The 24,687-nt window shown below is 39.2% G+C and carries 22 protein-coding genes; 19 read left to right on the top strand and 3 right to left on the bottom strand.

Features of this window, described 5'->3' with window-relative positions; all coding sequences use genetic code 11:
- Positions 1 to 42: 42 nt before the first annotated feature.
- The 11 genes from GVV19_RS00820 (at position 43) to GVV19_RS00770 (ending at position 10,850) form a co-directional block, all read left to right on the top strand.
- Positions 43 to 2,307 (top strand): glycoside hydrolase family 10 protein, encoded by a 2,265-nt coding sequence (locus GVV19_RS00820; protein ID WP_159644827.1) that lies wholly within the window; start codon positions 43 to 45, stop codon positions 2,305 to 2,307.
- 244 nt (positions 2,308 to 2,551) lie between these two features.
- Complete coding sequence (locus GVV19_RS00815) at positions 2,552 to 3,049, top strand: SWIM zinc finger family protein (protein WP_159644825.1); 498 nt, start codon at positions 2,552 to 2,554, stop codon at positions 3,047 to 3,049.
- A gap of 8 nt (positions 3,050 to 3,057) precedes the next feature.
- On the top strand, positions 3,058 to 4,296 hold the full coding sequence (locus GVV19_RS00810) for a M15 family metallopeptidase (protein ID WP_159639296.1): 1,239 nt from the start codon (positions 3,058 to 3,060) through the stop codon (positions 4,294 to 4,296).
- Positions 4,297 to 4,425: 129 nt separating this feature from the next.
- Positions 4,426 to 5,910, top strand: coding sequence for an ATP-binding cassette domain-containing protein (locus tag GVV19_RS00805; protein ID WP_159644823.1), 1,485 nt, complete (start codon positions 4,426 to 4,428; stop codon positions 5,908 to 5,910).
- A gap of 37 nt (positions 5,911 to 5,947) precedes the next feature.
- Positions 5,948 to 6,229: a hypothetical protein gene (locus GVV19_RS00800; protein ID WP_159639294.1), complete on the top strand. Its 282-nt coding sequence runs from the start codon at positions 5,948 to 5,950 to the stop codon at positions 6,227 to 6,229.
- Between the two features lie 153 nt (positions 6,230 to 6,382).
- On the top strand, positions 6,383 to 6,538 hold the full coding sequence (locus GVV19_RS00795; protein WP_159644821.1) for a hypothetical protein: 156 nt from the start codon (positions 6,383 to 6,385) through the stop codon (positions 6,536 to 6,538).
- Positions 6,539 to 6,695: 157 nt separating this feature from the next.
- Positions 6,696 to 7,841: a hypothetical protein gene (locus GVV19_RS00790; RefSeq protein WP_159644819.1), complete on the top strand. Its 1,146-nt coding sequence runs from the start codon at positions 6,696 to 6,698 to the stop codon at positions 7,839 to 7,841.
- Positions 7,842 to 8,068: 227 nt separating this feature from the next.
- Positions 8,069 to 8,386: a thiamine-binding protein gene (locus tag GVV19_RS00785; RefSeq protein ID WP_236261755.1), complete on the top strand. Its 318-nt coding sequence runs from the start codon at positions 8,069 to 8,071 to the stop codon at positions 8,384 to 8,386.
- Complete coding sequence (locus GVV19_RS00780; RefSeq protein ID WP_201288171.1) at positions 8,358 to 9,119, top strand: ABC transporter permease; 762 nt, start codon at positions 8,358 to 8,360, stop codon at positions 9,117 to 9,119. Before GVV19_RS00785 ends, GVV19_RS00780 begins: the two co-directional genes overlap by 29 nt.
- A 10-nt stretch (positions 9,120 to 9,129) precedes the next feature.
- Positions 9,130 to 10,104, top strand: coding sequence for an ABC transporter substrate-binding protein (locus tag GVV19_RS00775; protein WP_159644816.1), 975 nt, complete (start codon positions 9,130 to 9,132; stop codon positions 10,102 to 10,104).
- Complete coding sequence (locus GVV19_RS00770) at positions 10,101 to 10,850, top strand: ABC transporter ATP-binding protein (protein WP_159644814.1); 750 nt, start codon at positions 10,101 to 10,103, stop codon at positions 10,848 to 10,850. The genes GVV19_RS00775 and GVV19_RS00770 overlap by 4 nt, the downstream gene beginning before the upstream one ends.
- A 44-nt stretch (positions 10,851 to 10,894) precedes the next feature.
- On the opposite strand, the gene GVV19_RS00765 is transcribed toward GVV19_RS00770, so the two are convergent.
- Positions 10,895 to 11,335, bottom strand: coding sequence for a putative periplasmic lipoprotein (locus tag GVV19_RS00765; protein WP_159639288.1), 441 nt, complete (start codon positions 11,333 to 11,335; stop codon positions 10,895 to 10,897).
- Between the two features lie 159 nt (positions 11,336 to 11,494).
- Positions 11,495 to 11,908: a hypothetical protein gene (locus GVV19_RS00760; RefSeq protein WP_159644812.1), complete on the bottom strand. Its 414-nt coding sequence runs from the start codon at positions 11,906 to 11,908 to the stop codon at positions 11,495 to 11,497.
- 110 nt (positions 11,909 to 12,018) lie between these two features.
- On the opposite strand from GVV19_RS00760, the gene GVV19_RS00755 reads away from it, so the two are divergent.
- Positions 12,019 to 12,573 carry a DNA-3-methyladenine glycosylase I gene (locus tag GVV19_RS00755; protein ID WP_159639286.1) on the top strand — a complete coding sequence of 185 codons (555 nt, stop codon included), beginning with the start codon at positions 12,019 to 12,021 and terminating at the stop codon, positions 12,571 to 12,573.
- A 17-nt stretch (positions 12,574 to 12,590) separates the two neighbouring features.
- Here GVV19_RS00755 and GVV19_RS00750 read toward each other — a convergent pair whose 3' ends face one another.
- Positions 12,591 to 12,938 carry a MazG nucleotide pyrophosphohydrolase domain-containing protein gene (locus GVV19_RS00750; protein WP_159633901.1) on the bottom strand — a complete coding sequence of 116 codons (348 nt, stop codon included), beginning with the start codon at positions 12,936 to 12,938 and terminating at the stop codon, positions 12,591 to 12,593.
- Positions 12,939 to 13,102: 164 nt separating this feature from the next.
- Here GVV19_RS00750 and GVV19_RS00745 point away from each other — a divergent pair, with 164 nt between their 5' ends.
- The 7 genes from GVV19_RS00745 to GVV19_RS00715 all read left to right on the top strand — a co-directional run bounded on the left by GVV19_RS00745 (position 13,103) and on the right by GVV19_RS00715 (position 24,675).
- Positions 13,103 to 14,434, top strand: coding sequence for a Sapep family Mn(2+)-dependent dipeptidase (locus GVV19_RS00745; RefSeq protein WP_159633898.1), 1,332 nt, complete (start codon positions 13,103 to 13,105; stop codon positions 14,432 to 14,434).
- A gap of 22 nt (positions 14,435 to 14,456) precedes the next feature.
- A complete protein-coding gene (locus GVV19_RS00740) occupies positions 14,457 to 16,001 on the top strand; it encodes a YfcC family protein (RefSeq protein WP_236262308.1) in 1,545 nt (514 codons plus the stop codon).
- A gap of 1 nt (position 16,002) precedes the next feature.
- Positions 16,003 to 16,512, top strand: coding sequence for a GNAT family N-acetyltransferase (locus GVV19_RS00735; protein ID WP_159633892.1), 510 nt, complete (start codon positions 16,003 to 16,005; stop codon positions 16,510 to 16,512).
- A 219-nt stretch (positions 16,513 to 16,731) separates the two neighbouring features.
- Complete coding sequence (gene licT / locus GVV19_RS00730; RefSeq protein ID WP_159644808.1) at positions 16,732 to 17,565, top strand: BglG family transcription antiterminator LicT; 834 nt, start codon at positions 16,732 to 16,734, stop codon at positions 17,563 to 17,565.
- 86 nt (positions 17,566 to 17,651) lie between these two features.
- Positions 17,652 to 19,502: a beta-glucoside-specific PTS transporter subunit IIABC gene (locus tag GVV19_RS00725; protein ID WP_159644806.1), complete on the top strand. Its 1,851-nt coding sequence runs from the start codon at positions 17,652 to 17,654 to the stop codon at positions 19,500 to 19,502.
- Between the two features lie 8 nt (positions 19,503 to 19,510).
- On the top strand, positions 19,511 to 20,944 hold the full coding sequence (locus GVV19_RS00720) for a 6-phospho-beta-glucosidase (RefSeq protein ID WP_159644804.1): 1,434 nt from the start codon (positions 19,511 to 19,513) through the stop codon (positions 20,942 to 20,944).
- 170 nt (positions 20,945 to 21,114) lie between these two features.
- Positions 21,115 to 24,675: a hypothetical protein gene (locus GVV19_RS00715; protein ID WP_159644802.1), complete on the top strand. Its 3,561-nt coding sequence runs from the start codon at positions 21,115 to 21,117 to the stop codon at positions 24,673 to 24,675.
- Positions 24,676 to 24,687: the final 12 nt, after the last annotated feature.

Raw genomic sequence — 24,687 nt, 5'->3', positions numbered from 1 at the left:
TTCTAATGTGTATAATGAATGTAAGCGCTATAGGAGGAAAATATGAAAAAAACTTTGGTTTTATTTCTAGCACTTTTTTTAGGTTTATCAACATATCAAGTAGGAGCATCAACCTCTGAACCTCTGTACAAGTATAAGAAACTTGCAGATGGAACTATGGGTTATGACAACAATGACCCTGTCATGTATTACAATGGCAGTACGGAACAAATTGAAGTTCCAGTTGCTTACAATCAAGAACAAACACAATTTAAATCATCGTGGATTGGTACGATTTTTAATCTACACTTCCCACAAATAAGTGACGAAACGGCATTCAAAGACATGTATGAATCACGTCTTGATGATTTTGAAGCATGGAATATGAACGCAATGATTTTCCAAGTTAGACCTTTATTAGATGCATTCTATCCATCAACCATTAATCCAACATCAGAATTCCTGAGTGGTAAACAAGGCCAAGATGTGGATTTTGATCCACTCGCGTACATGGTTGATGCTACACATGAACGTGGCATGGAATACCATGCGTGGTTTAATCCATACCGTGTAACAAATTCAGATATCATGTCAGCAGGTGTGCTTACAAAACTAGCTGCCGTTGGTTATAGTAAAGAAGATGTTGCGGTCATGACAACAAGTGAACGTGTCGCTGCACTCAACAAAGCTGGTGTACTAGCCGATACAAACTTCGCAGTTAAAAACCCAGAATACGTTCTAGAGTTTCAAGGAAAACTATTCTTAAACCCAGGAGAACCTGAAGTTATTAATCATGTTGGCGATACCATTCAAGAAGTTGTAACAAACTATGATGTCGATGCCATTCATTTTGATGATTACTTCTATCCATATAAAGGGGCAGTCCTCAAAGATGAAAATGGGGTCGATATTCCCGGTAGTGAAATTTTCGGAAGTAAAGGCGAAGATCGCGCAACATTCGAAAAATATGGAAATGACTACGAAAACTCAGAAGCAGGAATTGAGGCGTGGCGTCGTGATAATGTCACAAAACTCATCGACAAAGTCAATGACGTTATTGGAACACACAATAACAAAACGGAATCGTCAGTTCAATTTGGAATCAGTCCATTTGGAATTTGGGAGCACAAGTCAATTGATGATCGTGGATCAAATACCCCTCAAGGTTCATCCAAGTCATACTCCCAAACGATCTTTGCTGATACTTATCAATGGATTAAAGATGGCAAACTTGATTATGTAGCACCGCAAATTTACTGGGCATTTGGTGCTGGAGCAGCCCCATATGGTGAACTTGCCCGTTGGTGGGACAATGCTGTTGAAGGTACACAAACAAAACTATATATTGGACATGCTAACTACAAACATGTAAATAACTCGTGGGACGGCGATTGGAAGAATCCTGAAGAAATTAACAATCAAATGAAGTTCAATCAAACACTGCCAAATGTTGCAGGGAGTGCGTTGTATGGCTATTCAGACATTATGCCATCAGATTTAGATACCGTTGATCCGGCTAAACGTGATGCACACGCAGTTAAGAATGAAAGTTTAGAAATCCTTCGTAATGATTCATTTGCGAAAGCGTCATTGTCGCCAAGTCATCCTCAGTTATCACATGGCAACGTCGTCCCTTTGGAAACGGTTGAACTCAAAGATAATACCCTTTTATGGAACGAAACGAACAATACAAATGCACGGATGTATGTCATCTATGGTGGCCAAGAAGGTCAAAGTATTGAAGAAATCATGGCGTCGGGTACCATTCTTGGAAAAGTAAATTTTGCAGGAAAACAAGACTATGTATTTGACGTCTCGAATGCTCCGCATGATAAATATGTTGTGAGTGTTCTAGACAAAGCATACGTTCAAACCGAAGGAAAAGTAGCGGAAACATTCGTATTTGATGCGACTGTACAAAATCTTACACTAGAGATTAAAAAAGATACAACATTAACAAAGCAACAATTCTTAGACTTGCTTCAAATTCAGGCAAATGATACCTATCAGGTTGTTACAAACTTTGATGAAATCTTCGATGCAAGCAAACTCGGGACAGTTCAGATTTCAGTCACATTAACTTCAGATAAAACCGGTGCAAGTGTTCCATTTACTGTAAGCTTAAATGTTGTGAAAGCCGATACTAATCCGGAAACAAAACCAGAGCCAAAACCTGAACCTGAAACAAAACCAGACGGAGATAATAATGAATTGCCAACAACCCTACCAGCAACTGGTGTTCAAGAATATCATCTCGGATATAGTATTTTACTCGCTGGATTTGTGCTTGTAATTTTTGGTAAAATACGTCATAAAGACGCAAAATAATCGATAAAATTCATACATTTCTGTAAACAGAATAAGAATGTTTAAAATGTCATAATCCTCATAATGTATTATCGAAAAACCCCTATCCACATGCCAATGGATAGGGGTTTTTATGTGGATAATTTGATATAAAAATCGCTAAAAACCATAGAAAAAGAGTATGTGAGAATCAAAAAGAAAATTAGTGTATAATATTAAAGTAGGAATATTAAGATATTAAACATAATTAGAATTAGGAGTACACATGGAAGTAGGATTTTATTTTAGAGACTATATTTATAACCGCGGTGAAACGCTATTAGAAGAATCAAAAGTTCAGATTATTGAAGATACTAAAGAAGTGATTCGAGCACGCGTACAAGGAAGTGATTTGTACATTGTTCGGATTGAAATTACAGGGAATGCAGTGGATTCGATGTATTGCTCATGCGAGCATGCGAAAAAAGGCAACAACTGTAAACACATGGCTGCAACTATTGCGTCATCGATTAAAAACGGAAACATCCACAATTTTAGTGTTGAAGCACTTGAAACATTTGATGACTATGCTTCAGACTTGGATATGCAGGAAGGCACTTTGACACCAGAATTAATGGTTGAAGTTGGGCACCTCTTATCGCTGTTGTCGCACGATAATTTGATAGAATATTTAATCGTGTTATTTGAACGTTACCCTCAATTAGCACAACAGTTTTCAGAGTTTGATTTTACATTTTATGGACAAGGCGAAGACTTGTCATAGGAGCCAGTATGAAACGTAAAAGTTATATTCAATTAGGAATTGTCGCTATATTCGCGTTATATGCAATTTACTCACTCACAAAGATTAAAACACCTGTGGAGTCAATGCAGGAAAAAATGACGGTTGAGGTGGGAACAATTATCGATATGGATGCCATTGCTAAACAACAGAGTATAGAATTCGGTGTTGTTGAGGTGAATGGAAAAGTCGCTGAAAATAAGCAATATACAATTAGTAAACCAGAAAAAGTAAAAGATAAGAACCTTGCGGTTGTCATCTCATCCAAAAAAGAGAATCGGGTGCATCGTTTTGATATAGCAATCGTTGAAAATCGTGATGTTGCGTTAACTGTACGCAATAACGATCAAGTATTGAAAGATCAAGAGCGTGTTAATGCGACTGAAGGTTCACTCGTTGCAAGCGCAGATTATATTAAAGCGTATGATAAAGTTGCTGCGACGGTGACGTCAAATCTGGATACAGTCGATTGGGACATGGATGGTGAATATCCTGTAACTTTTGAGACAAGTGCCGAAGGGAAAACTCAAACGCTCACTATTACTGTTGTCGTTGGTGAATTGGAAGAACGTGATACAACAGAAGATGTTGCAGTAAAACCCGAACCTGAAACCAATGAAGAAAAACCAAAAGAAGAATCCAATGAAAAACCACAATCAGAACTTGCAAGTGTTACCAATGCAGGTTCTGAACTCGTTTTGGTCACCAAGCAACGAGCATTGCCTGCAGATTATGTACCCCCACTTAAAGACATTCCTGAAGCATATGCGGTAAGCACCGGTTATGAGGCAACGCCTGCTACGGTTGACGCCTTTATTGCGATGGTAGACACCATGAAAAGTGAAACGGGTATGTGGATGTATACGACATCATCATACCGTGATTACGACTTTCAAAATGAGTTGTATACCAATTATGTAGCGCAACATGGTCAGGCGGAAGCCGATCGAATGTCTGCTCGACCTGGGACATCTGAGCATCAAACAGGTCTTGTTATTGATGTTGTAACACCAGGTGGTTATATGTTTGATTTTGCGCAAACTGAGCAGTCAACATGGGTTAATAATAATGCCCACAAGTTTGGATTTATTGTGCGATATCCTGAAGGAAAAGAACACATTACAGGCTATATGCCTGAGGCGTGGCACTTGCGTTATGTTGGTAAAGATATGGCCACAAAAGTTAAGAACTCAGGATTAACCTTCGATGAAGTGTTAGCACAAAGTTAAAAATAAATGATTAAAAAATTTGACATCTTAGAAAAAATTACGTAAGATGGCAATAACGAACGAAAGGCGGTGTGGCAATGTACAACTCATCCTATACAGCATAAATAATCAAAATAGGAGGAGTTTGCCATGCTAAATTTTAATATTGGTGTGAAGTCACCACAAGGGCGCCAACTAGTAGCGCCTTTTTCTATGTCCGTTCACGAGAACGAAAAAATTGCAATTATCGGAGAAGAGGGAAATGGAAAAAGTTTATTCCTGAAAGCCTTACTGAATCATCCGTCTTTAGATACATTGGAAGTAACCCGGAGTGTCTCATCGAAAGTACTTTTCGGTTACGTATCCCAAGATATTGCTGCCGAGGACCTTCTACGTTCAAGTAGAGACTACATCATTGAAGATCAATGGGAGCGTTATGAACCCTTTGGATCGGTACATCAGGATCTCTTACCACATTTTACGGATGATGATTTTGATAGACCGTTACAAAGTCTGAGTGGTGGAGAGCGTGTTCGAATTCAACTTATGAAAATTCTGGTCCAAGATGTCGATGTGTTTCTACTCGACGAGCCAACTAATGATTTGGACATTGAGACATTAATGTGGCTTGAATCATGGATTTTAAGACAAAATAAGCCAATTCTCTATATTTCTCATGATGTTAAATTACTGAAAAATACAGCAAATCGAGTCGTTCATTTTGAACAAACGCATCGAAAAACACGTTCGCATATTACGGTCTTCGAGGGAAGTTACGATGACTATGTAGAAACCCGTAATCTCGAAATCGCAACGCATAATCATCAAGTAGAACGTGATCAAGCAGCACGTGCTAAACGATATGATCGCTGGTTACAATTGTATCAAACGGTTGAGCATCGTCAGCGCACACAAACCCGTCAAGACCCTGCTAAAGGGCGTTTATTGAAGAAGAAAATGAAAACAATTAAGTCAATGGAACGTCGTTTTGATCGCGAAACTCACGAAACTAAAATAGATACGGAGTCTGCGATTTCCATACGTTTTGACAACCAAGAAAAAGTACATCGTAAGAAGATTGCTGAGATTGACGTCGACACCCTTGAGGTTGCGGGTAAGACATTGGGGTATAATTTTTATTTGGATATTTACACTCCAGACAAAATCGCAATTATTGGTCGAAATGGAATTGGGAAGTCGAGCCTCTTGAAGCAGGTGTTCAAAGATCATGATGCAATGATGCATCAAGATTATCGTCTCAATCTAGACTTTGAAAAATCACCGATTGATAATTGTGTACGAGAAGGGTCACGTGAAGAGCGAGGTCTTATCACAAATCGCTTGGGAAGTTTAAAGTTTACTGAAACAGAGATGAATACGCCCATGCGTTTACTCTCTGGGGGACAAAAAGCGAAAGTATCCCTTCTCAAGCTCGTGCTTCAGAAGCCTCAGTTTATTATTTTAGATGAACCAACCCGAAACCTAAGCCCACTTTCTGTTCATGAAATCTATAGTATGCTTCAGGGATTCCAAGGTGCTATACTTTGTGTAACTCATGATCGTTCCTTGATTGAGAACGTATTTGATACGGTCATTGTTATGACCGAAGATGGCTTTGAACCGGTGAGCGAGTAAGGATTTAAAGCTCTGCGAGGAAAGGATATCCAAACCTATGAAAAAGAAACTTAGTCTCTACGGATGTTACTTAGTATTGGTCGGGGTTCTCTATGGCATCGAGCATGGCCTTGGATGGTTTGTTTTCAGTAATTATATTGGAATCGGAATTGGATTGGCACTACTTATAACATTGTTTACATCCGTACCGTTATTCCACAATCATTTTGAGACTGTAGGAAGCATCGCTGATCGAGCAAAAGAAAGTACACCCATTATGTCGATAGGAACGGCGATTGCACTTATCATGCCGCTGGTAATCTACATATATTTATCGTAAAGAACCGACTCAGATCGGTTCTTTTTCTGATTGCAATGCGTAAGTTATGATTAGACGCGTTTTAAGCGTTCAAAACGACAACATAATCACTGTGAGTCGTCCTATAGAAATGAAACGGTATAATAAAAATAGGTTGAAAGGGAGGGGTTTGAAATGAATGTGACACTTATGGTGTATCATTCGCTTCTTGAATTTATACGAAATATAGATCCGGTTATTGTATTTACAATCAAAATACTGATAATCATCATTTTGATACAAACTGTTATCCTTCTTCTAAAAATGAGTAAGAAAATGCATGAATCATAGAAGCGAAAGACACGACAAAACGTGTCTTTTTATTATAAACTAACGAAAAGTGGTTACGAAGCCTTCGTGTTACGGGACTGTTATCCAATGAGACAGGTTCGTCGTATTCACAATGTGGCTGAAGATTTGGTATAATTACATAAAGGTGGTATGGCTTATGTGGGAAATTCTAGGAATCGATGCAACAACAGATATAGAACAAATATTTGAGGCGTATGCTTCGAAAGTAGCAGCAAATGGAGAGTCGGATGAACTAACAAAGGCTTATGAAGATGCGCTTGTTTATGCGGAAGGTACATCCGATACGCGGTTTGACGATCTAATGCAAGAACTATCCTTGATGGATGTTAAAGAGCGCTTTGTCTGGCAAAAATGGTTTGATGCCTTAGATCGGTTAGAAGTGTATGAGCGTTTTGAGGATGTTGAAATGCTCAATGCATCGCTACAACGGGTGGATGTTCGCTTGATTCCAAGTGGTGTCATGTTTGAAATTATCTTACCGCATTTGCGAAAAATAGCACATTACAATAATGATAATGAAACCGAATTAAAAATGACGATGGACCACTTTGAATCCTACGTCCGTTTCCGTGAAGAAAGTCGTATCGGGTGGCGCGATCAGGGGAAATCAAAACGCAAGAATCAGTCGAATGCGAAACAAGTATGGTCCGTTGTTCAGATGATTGTGCAGTTTATCGGATGGGTGACTGTATTCTTGTTGATATTCCAATTGTTAGGCGTTTTTAATATCTTTGGCACACGTCAAGATACACGGAAACCAGAGCAAGAAATTACGCCACCAACCAGTGAGTTTGTGCATTATGACAAGCAGTTTTCTGATGCGTTGGTTGACGCAGTTCAAGAGGGAGTCCGTGATCAGTCACTTCAAGCGTATCTTGACTTTGATTCTTTGAGTCGGTTAGAGACGAGTTCATGCTTCGATCAAGGTGTCGCTTTCGATGCTTGCGAAGGGGCATTTTTGTTAGATCTAACAGAGCGACAATATAAACGAATGATGACAGAATCGTATCTTCAAGAAGGGTTAAATGATGCCTTGTACGATGCTTATCCGGCTGAAAGTATCTTCTATTATGAGACGTATTATGATGCTTTTGCAGCGCATCTTAAGAATAATAAATCCTATACTGTAAATGAAATTACACAGGAGTTGCATCTCAATGAAGCACTCTACGAGGAAGCATACCGGGCACATTCTGATGATGTTTATGACATCTTCTTCAAGCAGCTTGTGCAGGAGAATCACAATATAAACTTGCAAAGATTTACCAAGGATGCATTATAATCATTGACGTTAGGAATATAAAACGTATAATGAAGGCGTACAATTGAATCCATAAATACAAGGGGTGCCCGCATTAGCGGCTGAGACTAAACGCACGTTTTAAACCCTTAAACAGGAAGTCCTGTTTAGCACTTGATCCAGATAATACTGGCGGAAGGATGTATATCGTAGTCGTTTATTAACGTATATACATATACCTCTTTTCGAAATGAAAAGAGGTTTTTTTTATGAAAGATGGAGGATTTGCTATGAATGCAAGTATCGCAATACAAGTATTACCCCACGTAGATGGGAACCAAGAAGTCGTTCGCATTGTTGATGAGGTTATCGACTATATTAAAGGAACAGGACTACATTACACGGTTGGTGCATTTGAAACTGCAGTCGAAGGTGATTATGATACCTTAATGGAAATCGTGAAACAATCGCAAATTATTGCACATCGTGCAGGTGCTGATAAAGTTTCAGCATACGTAAAAATCGTGTATGCACCTCAAGGTGAGATGCTCACAATTGATGAAAAAATTACGAAGCACCAACAATAAGCGTTATGCGCTTATGTCGGTTGGTCTTGTCATAGTACTGTGGCAACTCATAGTATGGAGTGGTATTGTGCCCCAATTCATGCTTCCAGGTCCCGCATCAGTTATTATGGCATTATATGAAGACCGTGCATTGTTATGGATGCATGCTCAAACAACACTTCTAGAAGCGTTTCTTGGGCTTTTAGGCGGTGTTGGGTTGGGAATCACGTTAGCGCTACTGATGGACCGTTACGATCGCGTTTACCGTATGGTTTATCCGCTGATGATTCTCACGCAGACAGTACCAACTGTCGCTATTGCACCACTTCTTGTATTATGGTTAGGATATGGAATCTTACCGAAAATTGTACTCATCGTTTTAACATCATTTTTTCCAATGGCCATTGGATGTTTCCAAGGTTTGCAGGCTGTCGATCGCGACAGTATTCAACTTTTACGAAGTATGGGTGCGAATACGGTACAACAGTACCAGCATGTTCGAATTCCAGAAAGTTTATCGCCATTTTTTGCCAGTCTAAAAATAGCCGTTTCGTATGCTGTTGTTGGTGCTGTTATTGCAGAATGGCTTGGGGGAACAAGTGGACTGGGAGTCTATATGACACGTGTTCGAAAAGCCTATGCCTTTGATAAAATGTTCGCAGTAATTGTACTTATTTCACTATTAAGCCTACTCTTAATGGGGTTGGTCAATATTTTGGAACATAAAACGATGCCATGGAAAGATGTGGAATAAAGGAGATATTATGAAACGAATGGTAGTGAGTTTATTAGCTTTGCTAGTTTTAGTGGGATGCAGTACATCCAAAGATACTCAGAAAGTGCGCTTCGTACTTGATTGGACACCCAATACGAACCACACAGGCCTCTACGTAGCGCTTGAAAAAGGGTACTTTGAAGAAGCGGGGATTGCCCTAGAAATCGTTCAGCCCCCTGAAGATGGTGCTGTAGGACTGGTTGCTGCCAATGGTGCAGAATTCGGTGTCGGATTTCAAGATACTTTAGCACCAGTATGGGCGCGTCCAGAACCTTTACCTGTGACAGCAGTCGCAGCAATGATTCAACATAACACATCTGGAATTGTCTCGTTGAAAGACAAAGGAATTGATCGCCCATCTAAAATGGCAAACCATACTTACGCAACATGGGATATTCCTGTTGAACAAGCAATTTTGAAGTATGTGATTGAACAAGACGGTGGCTCATTTGACAGTGTAGCGTTAATTCCAAATACTGTAACAGATGCTGTGAGTGCACTCCAAAGTAATATCGATGCTATTTGGATTTACCGTGGTTGGGATGGTATTGCGCTCGAAGTAGCGCAACAGGAGATTAACTACTTTGCTTTTGCAGATTATGCGAAAGAATTGGATTTCTATAGCCCTGTAGTCATTGCAAATAATGAGTATCTTAAGGAGAATCCTGATCAAGCAAAAGCGTTCTTAGCAGCGTTGGGTAAGGGATATCAAGATGCAGTTGCGAATCCAGAAGAAGCTGCACAAATTCTTATGAAACATGTCCCTGAATTAAAAAGTAATGAAGCGTTAATCGTTGAAAGTCAAAAATACCTTGCAGGTGAGTATATGCGCGGTGAAGCGCAGTGGGGGAAATTTGATGCAAATCGCTGGAATGCATTCTACAATTGGCTCGGTGAGAAACAATTAATTGAGCAACCGATTCCTGCTGGATTTGGCTTTACTAATGAATTCCTTGCTTCATGAAACCGCTCTTAAAAATTCGCAATCTTAATAAATCATTTGGAAATCACGTAGTCATTGCGGACGTAAACTTTGAAGTGTATCCTGAAGAAACCGTAGCCATTTTGGGGCAAAGTGGTGTCGGAAAATCAACACTATTTCAGATTGTAGCGGGCTTAAGCCAACCAGATACTGGTGATGTGCTGCTTGAAAATGTGTCTATTGTGGATAAACCAGGATCACTTGCGTATATGCTGCAAAAAGATTTATTACTGAATCATAAAACTGTAATGGAAAACGCAGCACTTCCTTTGACCATTCAAGGTATGGATAAAGCCACACGACATGCGAAGGTTATGCCATACTTGGATACATTTGGTCTTGCGCAAACAGAAAATAAATATCCCCGTCAATTATCAGGTGGTATGCGTCAAAGGGTTGCATTTCTTCGTACTTACATGATGAATAAACCGATTATGTTACTGGATGAACCATTTAGTGCGTTGGATCCGATGACAAAGCACCAAATTCATCAATGGTATCAAAATCTAAGTCATCAATTTAAAATTACGACATTGTTTATTACTCATGATGTCGAGGAAGCTATTAAACTCTCTGATCGTATTCTCATTTTGAATGGGGCCCCTGGACGCATTCAGGAAACCATCGATGTTGCATCGATAAAGAAAAGTCATCCTGATTTTTTACAAACGGCTGCCTTCTTGGAATTGAAGGCATCAATTCAGGAAACCTTTATGATGAAACCTTAATAGCGTATTGAAACAAAAGATGAGCCCTAGGGCTCATCTTTTTGTTAGATTATGACACGGTTATTGATGCTAAGATGTAAAATTTCAGCTTGCTCTGCTGAACCATTCCAGAGGAAAATCAACTTGGAAATGTTTGGGCGACCCCGTTGTACGGGTTCTTTAATAATGACAGCAATCTTGTTTGGTCCTTGGTTCTCAAATTGCCATTGACTGCGTTCAGGAGCGGTAAAACCATAATTAGCAAACGTTTGAACGACAAATTCATCTTGTGTTAGACCGACAGGCGTTTCGAGTGGTACTTCTTGAGGTTCCTCAATGGGTGCTTCAACGACTTCAGGTTCTGTAACTTCTGGTTTCGTAGCGGGTTCTTGTACCGGTTCCTTGGGTGTCTCAACGATTTTTTCGACGGGAACTTCAGCAGGTGTCTTTGTACTGCATCCTGAGAGTAAAGCAGCTACGATAAAAAATACTATAATACGTTTCATATTCTATCCTCATTTCTTTCATCGCAAATCACAACCTTTAGGTTGCGCAAGAACATTTACTATACGTGTTTTAATATCAAAACACTCAAGGTGTGCCTAAAGTGCATGATTTGTGTTCCAAAATAAAAGGGCAGTTATTTGTAAGTGCCCTTTTGTCCTTTATTGATCTGAACCAAATTGAGTGGTGTTGTTTATCATAACATGAAGTAATTCGGTAGATTCAGCATCATCATTCCAAAGAAAGACAAGTTTTGAAATATTAGGTTTTCCTTGTCCGACGTTTTCTTTAATAATGACCGCAACTTTATGAGGTCCTTGTTGGTCCACAATCCACTGAGAACGCTCAGGTGCTGTGTAACCATACTGGGCAAAGGTGTCAATGATGTATGCATCTTGTGCAGTGCCATCCTTGGTTGCCCCTTCACGTGTTTCTGTTTCTTTAGCAGGTGTATTATTGGGTGTTTCTTGCTGTGTAATTGGTTCTTTGGATTTCGAATCATCAGCAGGTACGTTCACACTAATACATCCCGTTAGCAAGATTGTAAACAGTGCTAAAGTGATTAGTTTTCGCATGATGTGTGTCCTTTCTAAGAAGCCCTGGACATAGTGATACTATGATTCGACTATTTATAGACTTTATCATATAATTAAGAATGATTAAAGGATAATCCTTAGGAGGCACTATGAAACGTTGTACTTGGTCGACACATACAGAAAATGAAATGGCATATCATGACACAGAGTGGGGTAAGCCAAATCACGATGACCGTTATCTCTTTGAAATGTTAAATTTGGAAGGCCAACAGGCGGGTTTGAGTTGGTCAACCATCTTAAGTAAACGCGATACGATGCGTGCGGCATACGCAAATTTTGAACCTTCAGAATTAGTTAAATTTACGGAAGCGGATGTTGACCGTCTACTCTTAGATGCTGGCATTATTCGTCACCGTCTCAAAATTCAAGCTGTAATCCATAATGCGCATGCATATCAAGATATAGTTGCGAAGCATGGAAGTTTGGATGCTTTTTTATGGGCATACGTTGATAATGCGCCACTTGAAAACAATGTACAACATTACACGGACGTACCTGCAGAAACAGATCTATCGAAACAAATTAGTAAAGACTTACGAAAACTAGGTTTCAAATTTGTAGGACCCACTACGGTGTATGCTTTTATGCAAGCCGTTGGTATGGTGAATGACCACGAGAACGATTGTGCTTTCCGCCACAAATAAAAAATAGGTCAAGCGACCTATTTTTTTTCGTTTTTATGTAATTGTTGTTTGTGAATGTATGCATCGTATCGCGCATCTAATTTGTCCACATGCATTTTGAAGATATCCTCAAATGAAAGATCATAATGATTTGCAATAACCATGAGATTTCCAAGCACATCACCAATTTCTGATGCTAATTCAGCCTTTAAATCTGTATCCACACTTTCGTGATCTTCACGACCAAGTTCAATTGCTCGAACAGAACGGGCAACTTCACCTGCCTCCTCAAATAAAAAAGTAACCCGAATAAAAATATCAAGATCCGACCACCCACGTTTTTTGTAATAGGTATCAACCCATTGTTGGAATAATTCGACGTTCATATATACCCTCACATTCTTTCCGAAATTATACAATTATTTCCTTCTTAAATAAATTAATTTAGTGGTATTTTCACGAGAAACTGATGTCTTCGGTGTTGTTACGGGTCTAAGTTTGATACAATATAATCATAACTTAGCAAAAGTCTAAGCATATAGGAGGTATTATGGATTTAAGAAAAAAAATTGACGACATCTTTGCAGACTATCAAAGAGATTTAGGGCGTCTGGTTTCAATCCCTAGTGTCCTAGAAGAGGGCGGCGATGCACCGTTTGGCGCAAATATCCAACGTGCATTAGAAGAAGTATTAAAAATTTCTGAAGAACTCGGATTTAGAACTTTCATTGATCCAAATGGATACTATGGTTACGCAGAAATTGGTGAGGGTGATGAAATGTTCGGTGTTCTTGGACACATGGACGTTGTGCCTGCTGGTGATGTGAAAGCCTGGGATTCAAACCCATTTGAGTTAGTGGAAAAAGATGGTTTCTTGGTAGGACGTGGATCGTCTGATGATAAGGGACCAACACTTGCAGCTATGTATGCTCTTAAGACTTTATTAAATGAAGGAAAAACACTTAACCAACGTGTTCGATTTATCTTCGGAACCGATGAGGAATCACTATGGCGTTGTATGAACGCATATGTTGAAAAAGAGGAATTGCCAACAAAAGGATTTACTCCTGATGCAGGATTCCCACTCATTTATGCAGAAAAAGGCTTAATCGAATTTATGTTATATTCGCATCAGATGTCTGATGTGCGTCTCGAAGGTGGTGGAGCACTTAATGCCGTTCCTTCACAAGCAACAACGGACTATGATGCTGATGTAGCAGCTGCCTTAGATGAATTAGGATATACCTATACAGTTGATGGTAATGATTTGACTGTTGAAGGGATGGCTATTCACGCTAAAGATGCAGACAAAGGTAAAAATGCTATCGTTTATCTTGCTGAGGCATTGCACAAAGCAGGTAAAACAAATGACATGATTCGCTTTATTGTTGAGAAAATGTCGAATCCAAATGGAACCCTTGTCTTTGGTGAAGTCGAAGATGAAGTTTCAGGTAAATTAATGTTGAATGTTGGTAAAGTCAGTTTCCGCGAAAATGTTCAACAAATTGGTATCGATATTCGTTTCCCAGTAACCTATCCAGTGGAAAACGTCAAAGAACTCTTAACTAAAGATGCACATAAATATGAAATTGTTGTTGAATTGTACGACTATCTTAAATCAATTTATGTTGAAAAAGAATCTGACTATATTCAGTCACTCATGAAAGCATACCAAGATATTACCGGTGATACGGTGTCACAACCAATTACAAGTGGTGGGGCAACGTATGCTCGTGCGATGGATAATGTAGTGGCATTTGGTGCTTTACTTCCAACAGGATTAAAGACAGAACACCAAGTTAATGAACGTATTAGTATTGAAGATATGAAAGTCGCTATGCATGTTTATGCACAAGCATTCTTAAACATCGTCATCAAATAACACGTGAACGGGGGAAATATTGATGGAGAAGAAAAAGAAATTTTCGATGCCGAGTTCATATACGATTGTGTTTATCGCATTAGTCATCACGGCAGCTTTGAGTTATTTTATTCCACAGTCAGTATTTGATAAACAGTCTGGCGAAATTGTCTTTGATGCAATTTTCGGACCACAAGGAGAAATTCTTCAAGGACAAGGAATGCAACCTTTTGGACTGTGGGATGTCTTAATGGCACCAATCAAAGGATTTCAATCAGCAAGTGATGTTGCTATAGGAATTCTATCAGCAGGTGGGTTCTTAGCCGTCTTAAATCATGTTGGCGCGCTGGAAGCGGGAATTGGAAGTCTTCTTTCCAAATTTAAAGGAAATGTACTGATTGCGATTATGATGTTTGTTTTCGCAGTTCTCGGAACATCCTTTGGATTCTGGGAAGAAATTACAGCCTTTGCAGTTGTCATTATACCGATGTTTGTATTAGCTGGTTATGATGTTATGACTGGTCTGGCAGTCCTCTTTATTGGAGCATCAATTGGAAATATGGCAAGTTTGGTTAACCCATTTTCCACCGGAGCTGCTGTTGCAGCAATCGGAAATCCAGATCTTTCAATTGGATCAGGAATTGTGCTACGATCAATTATCTTTGCAGCACTGTATGTCGTTGGAACAATAATGGTCATTGGATATGCATCTAAAGTTAAAAAAGACCCAAGTAAGTCAATAACCGCAGACTTGGACAACGTCAATACACTGGTTGATGCAAAAGAAACCTTGCCTGAGTTTACAACACGTCGAAAATGGTCAGCGTTTGTCTTGATCATGGTTGTTATTATTGTTATTTTAGGGTATTTCCCTTGGGCTGATCTCTTAGGTCAAGGTGTCTCGGATGCAATCAATGCACCGTTTACGATGCTCGCTAAAGTACCGGTTCTTGGAAATCTACTCGGAGCTGGAAACATTACACCCTTAGGAACATGGGGCTTTGATGAATTTGCCTTCCTATTCTTAATGGGAGCATTCTTACTCAAGGTAATCAATGGTTTGGGTGAAATGGAATTTATCAACAAATTTATCGAAGGAATGAAAGATCTCTTCGGAGTTGTTGTAGTTCTTGCGATTGCTCGTGGAATTGCAATCATCATGGGAAGCTCAACTGAGGGGATGTCAATTACCTTCATTTACTGGATTTCAAATGCACTATCAAGTGTACCGTTATGGGTATTTGGAATCTTCGCAATTGCAGCCTACGTCTTAATTGGAATTTTCTTGCAATCCACAAGTGGTGTTGCGGGAATCTCAATGCCAATCTTGGGAGCTGTTGCAGCTGCACTCTTTACTTCAAATGTCATCGGTGCCGAAGGGGGTCAAATTATTCTTATTTCAGCCTTTGCCGCAGGTGTTAACTTTATGTCCGGTGTTTATCCAGGAGCAACCTTGATGGGGACCTTGGAACTTGTTAACGTCCCGTATGACAAATATTTGAAGTTTACATTAAAAATATTAGGAACATTATTATTAGTCGCTGCAGTCATTATTGCAGTCGCACCATATATAGGAATCGTACGATAACATGAACATTACATATAAAAAATTTACACAAGAAGATATACCGTTTTACTACGCATGGCGTAATGATCCAGAAGTTGCACAATACGACCAAAGTGGATTCTTACGTCCAATGTCGTTTGAAGAAGTCGAAGAGTGGAGTCAAATCCTTGTTAATGGGATGACATATACTGTTCTTGCAGATGACAAACCCATCGGAACAGTTGCATTCATGAACCTTGATCAAAGAAATCGCCATGCAGAGCTTGCAATTGTCATTGGTGATAAGAATTATTGGGGACAAGGATTAGGTCCACAACTGATGAAACAACAACTTGAGTGGGGTTTCAATGGTTTAAACCTAAATCGCCTCTATCTTCATGTTTTTGCGTTCAATGAACGCGCCCAAAAACTTTACAAGAAAATGGGATTCAAACATGAAGGAACAAAACGAGAAATGCTATTCCGTGACGGAAAATACCAAGACGTTGAAGTCTATGGCCTCTTGCGTCGTGAGTGGGAAACTCAAAATTAATAAATCAAAGTCTTTTCTATTGTAGAAAGGACTTTTTCTTTTGCTCACGTATTGGTTGAAACTGGGTGTTTTGATCGGCTAAGTAAATGGTTTTGGTCGTCTAAAAAATTTTCTTGCAAACACTTACATTGACAAGTTAAGCACGTTATGTTAATTTTTAGGCAGGATTGTTACCATTTGGGCTATACCTACACACCGTAAAGTAAAGAGGAAATACGTATGATCATTGTAAAAGTTATCAACAATAATCTCGTGATTTCTGAAAATGATGACAAACAAGAAGTGATTCTTATGGGAAAAGGACTGGGCTATCAGAAAAAGATAGGCGATGTCGTAGATCATGAAACCATAGAAAAACGATTCGTTAGTGGTGAAACAGCTAATACAAATAAATTAGTGACACTACTTGCTGAGATTCCTCATGAGCAAATTGCTGTAGCAACAGAAATTATTAGTTTTGCTAAAGTATCGCTGGGGAAAACATTAAGTGATAGTATCTTCATTACGCTAACAGATCATATTAACCATGCAATTGAACGTCATCAAAATGGCTTAGCACTCAAAAATGCACTATTGTGGGAAATTAAACGCTTCTATAATCATGAGTTCCTAATAGGGAAAGAAGCTGTGAACATTATCCATCAACGACTCAATATTACACTCAATGAAGATGAAGCAGGGTTTATTGCCTTACACATTGTGAATGCTGAGTTGGATTTAGATCGTGTAAGTCAAGTTTCGGAAATGACTGAAGTCATTCAGAATATTCTGAATATTGTTAAATATTACTACAAAATTGAGTTGGATGAATACTCGTTAAATTACGAACGGTTTGTTACCCACTTGAAATTCTTTGTTCAACGCTTGATGAGTGGTGTCTCATTAGAAGATGAAAACGATCAATTCATCACTATCTTGAAGGACAAGTACACAGAGGCTTACTCTTGTGCACTCAAAATTCGTGATTATATTCTAAAAAATTTCAATCGTGATTTGACAGAAAATGAAATGATTTACCTCACGATACATATTCATCGTGTGACAACACAATAAAATAGGATTGTTACCTTAAGAGGGCTAGACCGTTATAAATTTTTAATTTATGAGGGTCTTTTTATGTTTAAAAGAAGGAGAAACGTATGAATTACGAAAAACTCGCACAAACTGTGATTGAAAATGTTGGTGGCGAACAAAATATTTCTGGGTTGGTCCATTGTGCAACCCGTCTTCGATTCAATCTTGATGATGAATCAAAAGTAAACGCAAAAGCTTTAAAAGCAACAGCTGGGGTTATGGGCGTTGTTTCAAAGGGGGGTCAATTCCAAGTGATAATTGGAAGTGATGTTGGAAATGTTTATAAAGAAATTACAAGTCAGATTGATATACAAGATGGTGCCCCAAAACCAAAAAATAATCAATCAAAAGTTAGTCTTGTGATCGATACAATTACAGGTATTTTCACACCAATTTTACCAGCAATTACTGCGGCGGGAATGATTAAAGCAATTCTATCGCTACTGATTGTATTCAAAGTCATGACAGCACAAGATCAGTCATATCAAGTACTAAGCTTTATGGCAGATGCAGCATTCTATTTCTTGCCAATTTTACTAGCTGCATCGGCTGCAAGAAAATTTAACACAAACATGTATTTAGCGATGATGTTGGGTGGTGTGTTGTTACACCCTAACTTTGTAGCTATGACAAAGACTGCTGCCGAAACTGGTGGAATTCATTTCTTAGGAATGCCGATCGCTGCTGTGTCGTATGCATCATCTGTTATTCCTATTATTCTCACTGTTTGGTTAATGTCTTTTGTGGAACCTATTGCTGATAAGTTCTCTCCAAAATCCGTTAAATTCTTCACGAAACCATTGATTACTATTTTAGTAGTTGGAACAGCTTCGTTAGTTGTGATTGGACCATTTGGCTATGCAGTAAGTGATGCAATTTCTAATGGAATTAAATACCTTGAAAGTTTTAGCCCGTGGTTAGTACCGTTAATTGTTGGTGGATTTACTCCATTACTTGTTGCTACTGGAACTCACTATGGATTAATCCCAATTGGTATTAATAACCGTATGACGAATGGATACGATACAGTTGTATACCCAGGTATGCTTGCTTCGAACGTAGGACAAGGTGCTGCAGCATTAGCCGTTGCATTAAAAAGTAAAAAATCAGAAGTTAAGCAACTTGCATCTTCAGCTGGGTTGACGGCAATTTTAGGAATTACGGAGCCTGCTTTGTATGGTGTAAACTTACGATTTAAGACACCATTGTATGCAGCAATGATCGGTGGTGGTGTTGGTGGTTTCTTCATGGGAATTATGGGGACTCGCAACTTCACAGGAGGATCTCCAGGCTTGATTACACTACCAAGTTATATTGGAGAAGACACCTTAGTTCATTTCTATTCTGCAATTGCAGGTGCTGCAATTAGTATCGTAATTTCATTTGTTGTTTCCTACGTATTGTATAAAGATGAAGTAACAGAAGCTCCAGTAACGCTAACTGAAATTAATGTTGATGCACTCCATGATACACTGGTAGCGCCTATGGATGGTCATAGTGTTGCATTAAGTACAGTTAAAGACGCTATGTTTTCCCAGGAAATTTTGGGGCAAGGTGTCGGTATTATTCCAAGTTCGAATGAAGTTTATGCACCGGTGTCGGGTGTGGTTAGTGCAGTATTTGAAACAAAACATGCTATTGGAATAACGGATGATGCAGGAGTTGAAATTTTGATTCACGTAGGTATTGATACTGTGCAGATGGGTGGAACTGGATTTGCATATCATGTTGAGAAAGATGCTCGAATCGAAAAAGGTGATCATCTTATGTCATTAAACGTTGAAGTAATTAAAGAACATGGATATGATCCCACAACAATGATGGTCATTACGAATTCAGATAGCTTGGGAGATATCCTTGTTACAACGGATCGTGATGTACATGTTGGTGACGCATTAATAAAAATAGTAAAGTAGGTAAAAAAATGACATTTCCAAAAGAATTTCTATGGGGCGGCGCAACCGCTGCCAATCAATCTGAAGGTGCATATAATTTGGATGGTCGTGGTCTCGCAAATGTTGATGTAATTCCACATGGAGAGAAACGTCGTGCTGTAATGACGGGTAAACTTCAAATGTTTGATTTTGAACCTGATTTATACTATCCAGCCCAAGGCGCGGTTGATATGTATCATCATTACGAAGAAGATATAAAGTATTTTGCAGAAATGGGATTTAAAACATTTCGACTTTCAATTGCATGGAGTCGCATTTTTCCCAAAGGTGATGAATTTGAACCAAATGAAGCGGGATTAGCTTACTACCAACGTGTCTTTGAGACCTGCCAGCGATACAATATTGAACCATTAGTTACCATTACGCATTTTGATGTGCCAATGCACCTCATAACGACATATGGTTCATGGCGAAGTCGAAAAATGATTGACTTCTATGAACGTCTTTGTCGTGTTCTCTTCACGCGATACAAAAATTTAGTAACACATTGGTTGACTTTTAACGAAATAAATATGATTCTTCATGCCCCTTTCTTGGCTGCGGGTCTTACATTTTCAGAAGGTGAGAATGAAGCCGAGATTAAATATCAAGCAGTTCACCATCAACTTGTAGCCAGTGCTCTCGCTACGAAAATTGCTCATGAAGTAAATCCCAAGAATAAAGTGGGTTGCATGCTAGCTGCTGGTCTTTATTATCCGTACACTTGTCATCCAAATGATATCGCAGAAGCGCAACGTATGAATCGTCAAAATTATGCATTTATTGACGTTCAATCGCGTGGAAAGTATCCAAGTTACCTATTAAAATCATGGGAACGCGATGGCATTAATGTGGTGATGGATTTAGCTGATCAAGAAATATTAAAGGCATACACAGTTGATTTCATTTCGTTCTCATATTATGCGTCACGAGTTGCGACGGCAGAACCAAATGCAGGTGAACGAACACAAGGAAACTTGCTCCCAACAATACGTAATCCACATCTTGAGGTTTCGGAATGGGGTTGGCAGATTGATCCCCTTGGATTTCGATCAACGATGAATGAATTGTATGATCGTTATCAAAAACCATTATTTGTCGTTGAGAATGGTTTGGGAGCACATGATGTGCCAGATACTAATGGTTATGTCAATGATGAGTACCGAATCGCTTACCTTGCGAAGCATATTGATGCTATGCGTGATGCGATTCTGATTGATGGCGTTGACGTTATGGGTTACACAACGTGGGGTTGCATTGATTTTGTTTCTGCAAGTACTGGAGAAATGAAGAAAAGATATGGATTCATCTATGTCGATCGTGATAATGCAGGAAATGGAACACTGCAAAGAACACCTAAAGCATCTTTCACGTGGTATAAAAAAGTAATTGCAACAAATGGTGACACATCTTTTATTAGATAAATTAAAGAGCACATTCGAATGAGAATGTGCTTTTCTTTTCCCTAAAAATAGGTGTTCTGGGTTATCTGGGGCATCGAAACCTCATCTTGGAACATTATGTGCCTTATATGAAGATGTGCTTGATAACATTAACGTATAGTTGTGTGCGAGCACAAAGAGAGGAAAAGAATATGAGGAAACATATAAAAAGTATAATTGCGGCGTCACTTGTTGTGGGAGTCACATTGGGGTCACTTCGAATTCACGCTGATGATATTACAACGTCACCAGTTACTCAAACAGAAGTTGCAGATGAAGCATCTGTAATTGATCCTACATTTGATGACATCGTGGATGTTCAAGAGCAAAAAGCAGAAGATAAAGAACGTGATAAAGCAATTTCAGTCGATGCTGATAATCATGACGTTGCACAACGTAACCTTGATTTAAAAAATGAAGACAAAGAGGTAACAACAACTGATGAGCCAGAGCAGGAAAATCAAGTTGCGGTTCCAACGGAAGTTGTGAAGCATACTGCACGGCTTCAAGTGCTTGCTGAAGATACAACCTTAGAGGTTGGGAAGACAGTTTCTTATCGTATTGTGTTTGGCGTCGATGGCGGTAATAACGTGATACCTAATCTTGATTTGACACTGCAGTTACCATCAATTGTTGGGGAGCAAGGTGTCATCTTTAACCAGGACCTTGAAACACTCGCAATTCGCGGTGTTGTTCCAGAATATGATGCGGTTACCAAACAAATTACCTATCATTTCCAAAACATAAGTGGTGGATTTGATACATCAATGATTCTAAAACTTGAAACAGAAAACGGATCTGCACTTAACTTAGAAAATTTGACAGTTACGGCATCCGTTGCGGGTTCAACGATTTCAGAAGTTACAAGTGAGGCAACGACCACTTTGATTGCCAATCAAAACGCTTCAATCAGTAACAAACTTCGTGGAATTATTGTTAATGGAGTTCCAGTAGACCGATCAAGCATTCGCTATTTAGATGATGCAGTATTTGCGGTTGGTTTTTCCATCAGTAGATTTGAAACAGGAACTGTTGCTCCAAGTACTGAGGGTACCATGCGCTTCGATTACACACTCCCTGAGGGTGTAGATTATGTTAGTGATACAAGTGGTGTGACACCAGAAATTAATGGTAAAACAATCACATGGCATTTTGACGCAAATCAAAATGCTGACGAAGAGTATTACTTTAATGTGAACTTTAATATTGTCACTAAAGTGTCTGGTAATTTAGCGCTTTTTAGTACTGTTGATACCGTTGCATCATCTAATGTATCATTCATAGACGGCAGTTCAAAAGCATTCGAAACGAAAGCAAGTGTTATGATTTCACCAAACTTTGAATATGCACCAGATGCACTATTTGGTGGTGGTCCTTTAACATCTGTATTTAGTGGACCTGCGGATGGAATCGGTGGTGTTGGCTGGATTAATAATGATGATCCAAGTGTTACTGATGGTGCTACGCTTGGATGGCGTCTCTATCTAAGTTCGCTTGATGCAACAAGCCCAATTCATGGTATCAATAGTTACGATGCGTTTTTCATGCCTGATGAAGCACTCAACGTCACACAAATTTATACCGGAACATTCTACCAACGTCCATCCAGCGCTTTCCCAGCAGGAATCCCAGTTGAAGAAGATGTCTTCTTTTCATTGAGCTACCGTTATGTTGGTGAAACAGAATGGCAACGTTCTGTTGCTGCCTTACAACCAGAAAGCTACTACCATGCTGAAGATATTGGCATTGATCCAAACAAAAAAATATCTGAGGTTTGGTTTCACTTTTACGACGGTGAGCACAATGTATTTGCCGATACGGTAGATTTTGATCGAGATTCAATCTTTAAACTACCTAAAGGTCTAACGAACATGAACTTAACAATTTTTACATCGGTTGACCAAGGGTATGTGGGTCCGATTCAATCCGATGCAGGTATTGCATATTCAGGGTGGTATCCACAAAAAGATGACTTAACGAACTCATACCGTACCGACCAACAATCAAAATATGTACCTGAAGACGTAAAAGTGAGTTGGTACTCCGACGTGAATAGTCAGTATGAATCACGATTGGCACCGAAGACGGCTCAAGTTGTAACGGCACCTGAAGGCATCAGTCGATACATCAAATCGAATATTTCACTCAGCGATTCAAAATATAATTTGATCAATAGTGGTGATAACTATTTACGCTTGGATATCAACAATGATGTTGCTTCAACACAGGCATTAAGTGGACCATTTACAATGTATGCTCTCATAGACCATGGCGTAACCGTAAAAGATTTGGAAGCAATTCCTAATGCGACTGTCACGGTTGTTGATGAGAACTATCACGATGCAAATAAAACACTGTTAAAAATTGAAATGGCTGTCGATCGTCTAGAAATAAACCGTCGTGCAGTGGTTCGTATTCCTGTTCATATTGCGGAGAATGCGCCAAATAGAATCAACGTTGAACTCTTTGGTTATTTAAATGAAGATTTCTCGGTATCGGATGTTTCAAATGTTGACGGATCATTCACGATTCGCGAATCAGACCGTCACGATTTTAATGGAAACGGAAATGTTGAGGAACTTATCTATACGACCAAAAATACATATACATATCGAAATGCGTATGACTTTGTCGCTACCAATACTGTAGACAGCAACGTTGTAACATCCGTCAATCCGAATTCGACCCAAGTCGTTGATCTCACAGTATTTAACGAGAAAGATACACCGTTTACGAGTTTAGAACTTATTGGTGTCTTACCAAGTATTGAAGATACATTTGTACTCAGTGATACTGAACGTTCATCGAAGTTTGATCTCTCATTATCAGGTCCGATCATCTTACCTGAAGGTTATGAAGATGCTTTCGATGTTACCTATTCAACATCAAAAGAACCGAACATCGTTAATGTACTAGATCGTCATACTGATGCCGATTTAAAACCAATTGATTACCCATCACAAGTAGATGATCAGCCATGGGTCGAAGCATCGGAAGTATCAGACTTTAGTACCATTAAGTCTTTCAGAATAAGTTTGAAAGCGGGTGCTGGACCGATATCACAAGACGCACTTAATTTTAAACTACCAACGCAAGTGCAAACACCGCAACTTACGGGTGATGAAGCACTGAACGACCGTACGGCTTTCTTAAGCTTTGCAGTTGGTGCAAACCAAGCCAATGTCTTTGAAACCCAAGCATTGTCCTTTGTTTATGAAAAAACACCGATTTATACGATTGAGGGCGACAATGTCACGATGTATTTAAAAGATGTGCAAGCACATGTGGCTTCAGGAAACTTGATTTCAAAAATCATTGAATTTGCGAATCCTTTAGTTCAAAAAAATGATATTACGATTCTCAACCCGAATGTCGGTGCAGTCATTATCAATGCACCAGAAGTTTATACGGCAGGAGTTTATGAAGTGCAATTAAGTTATTACGATACTGCACGTGCAGCACGCGTTCAGACTACGATTACCTTAACAGTTCTTGTGGATCCTACTGATCCGATCGAACCTATCGAACCAACAGATCCAACCAATCCAACAGACCCAGTTGCACCAACGCAACCGGAAGGTGGTGAAGATGTGTTACCAAATACCGGTGTCGCATCAAACAATGTGGGTTACATATTGGTTACGCTTGGTTTGGGAATGATTGCTTTCACACTCATTAAACGAAAATATCAGTATCGTCGATTTCAAGCTTAACGATAATAGGAG

Source organism: Erysipelothrix anatis, assembly GCF_009828745.1.
GTDB classification, from domain to species: Bacteria; Bacillota_I; Bacilli_A; order Erysipelotrichales; family Erysipelotrichaceae; genus Erysipelothrix; species Erysipelothrix anatis.
Note: the sequence above shows the minus strand (reverse complement) of the source record. Positions and strands in the feature narration are given on the sequence as shown.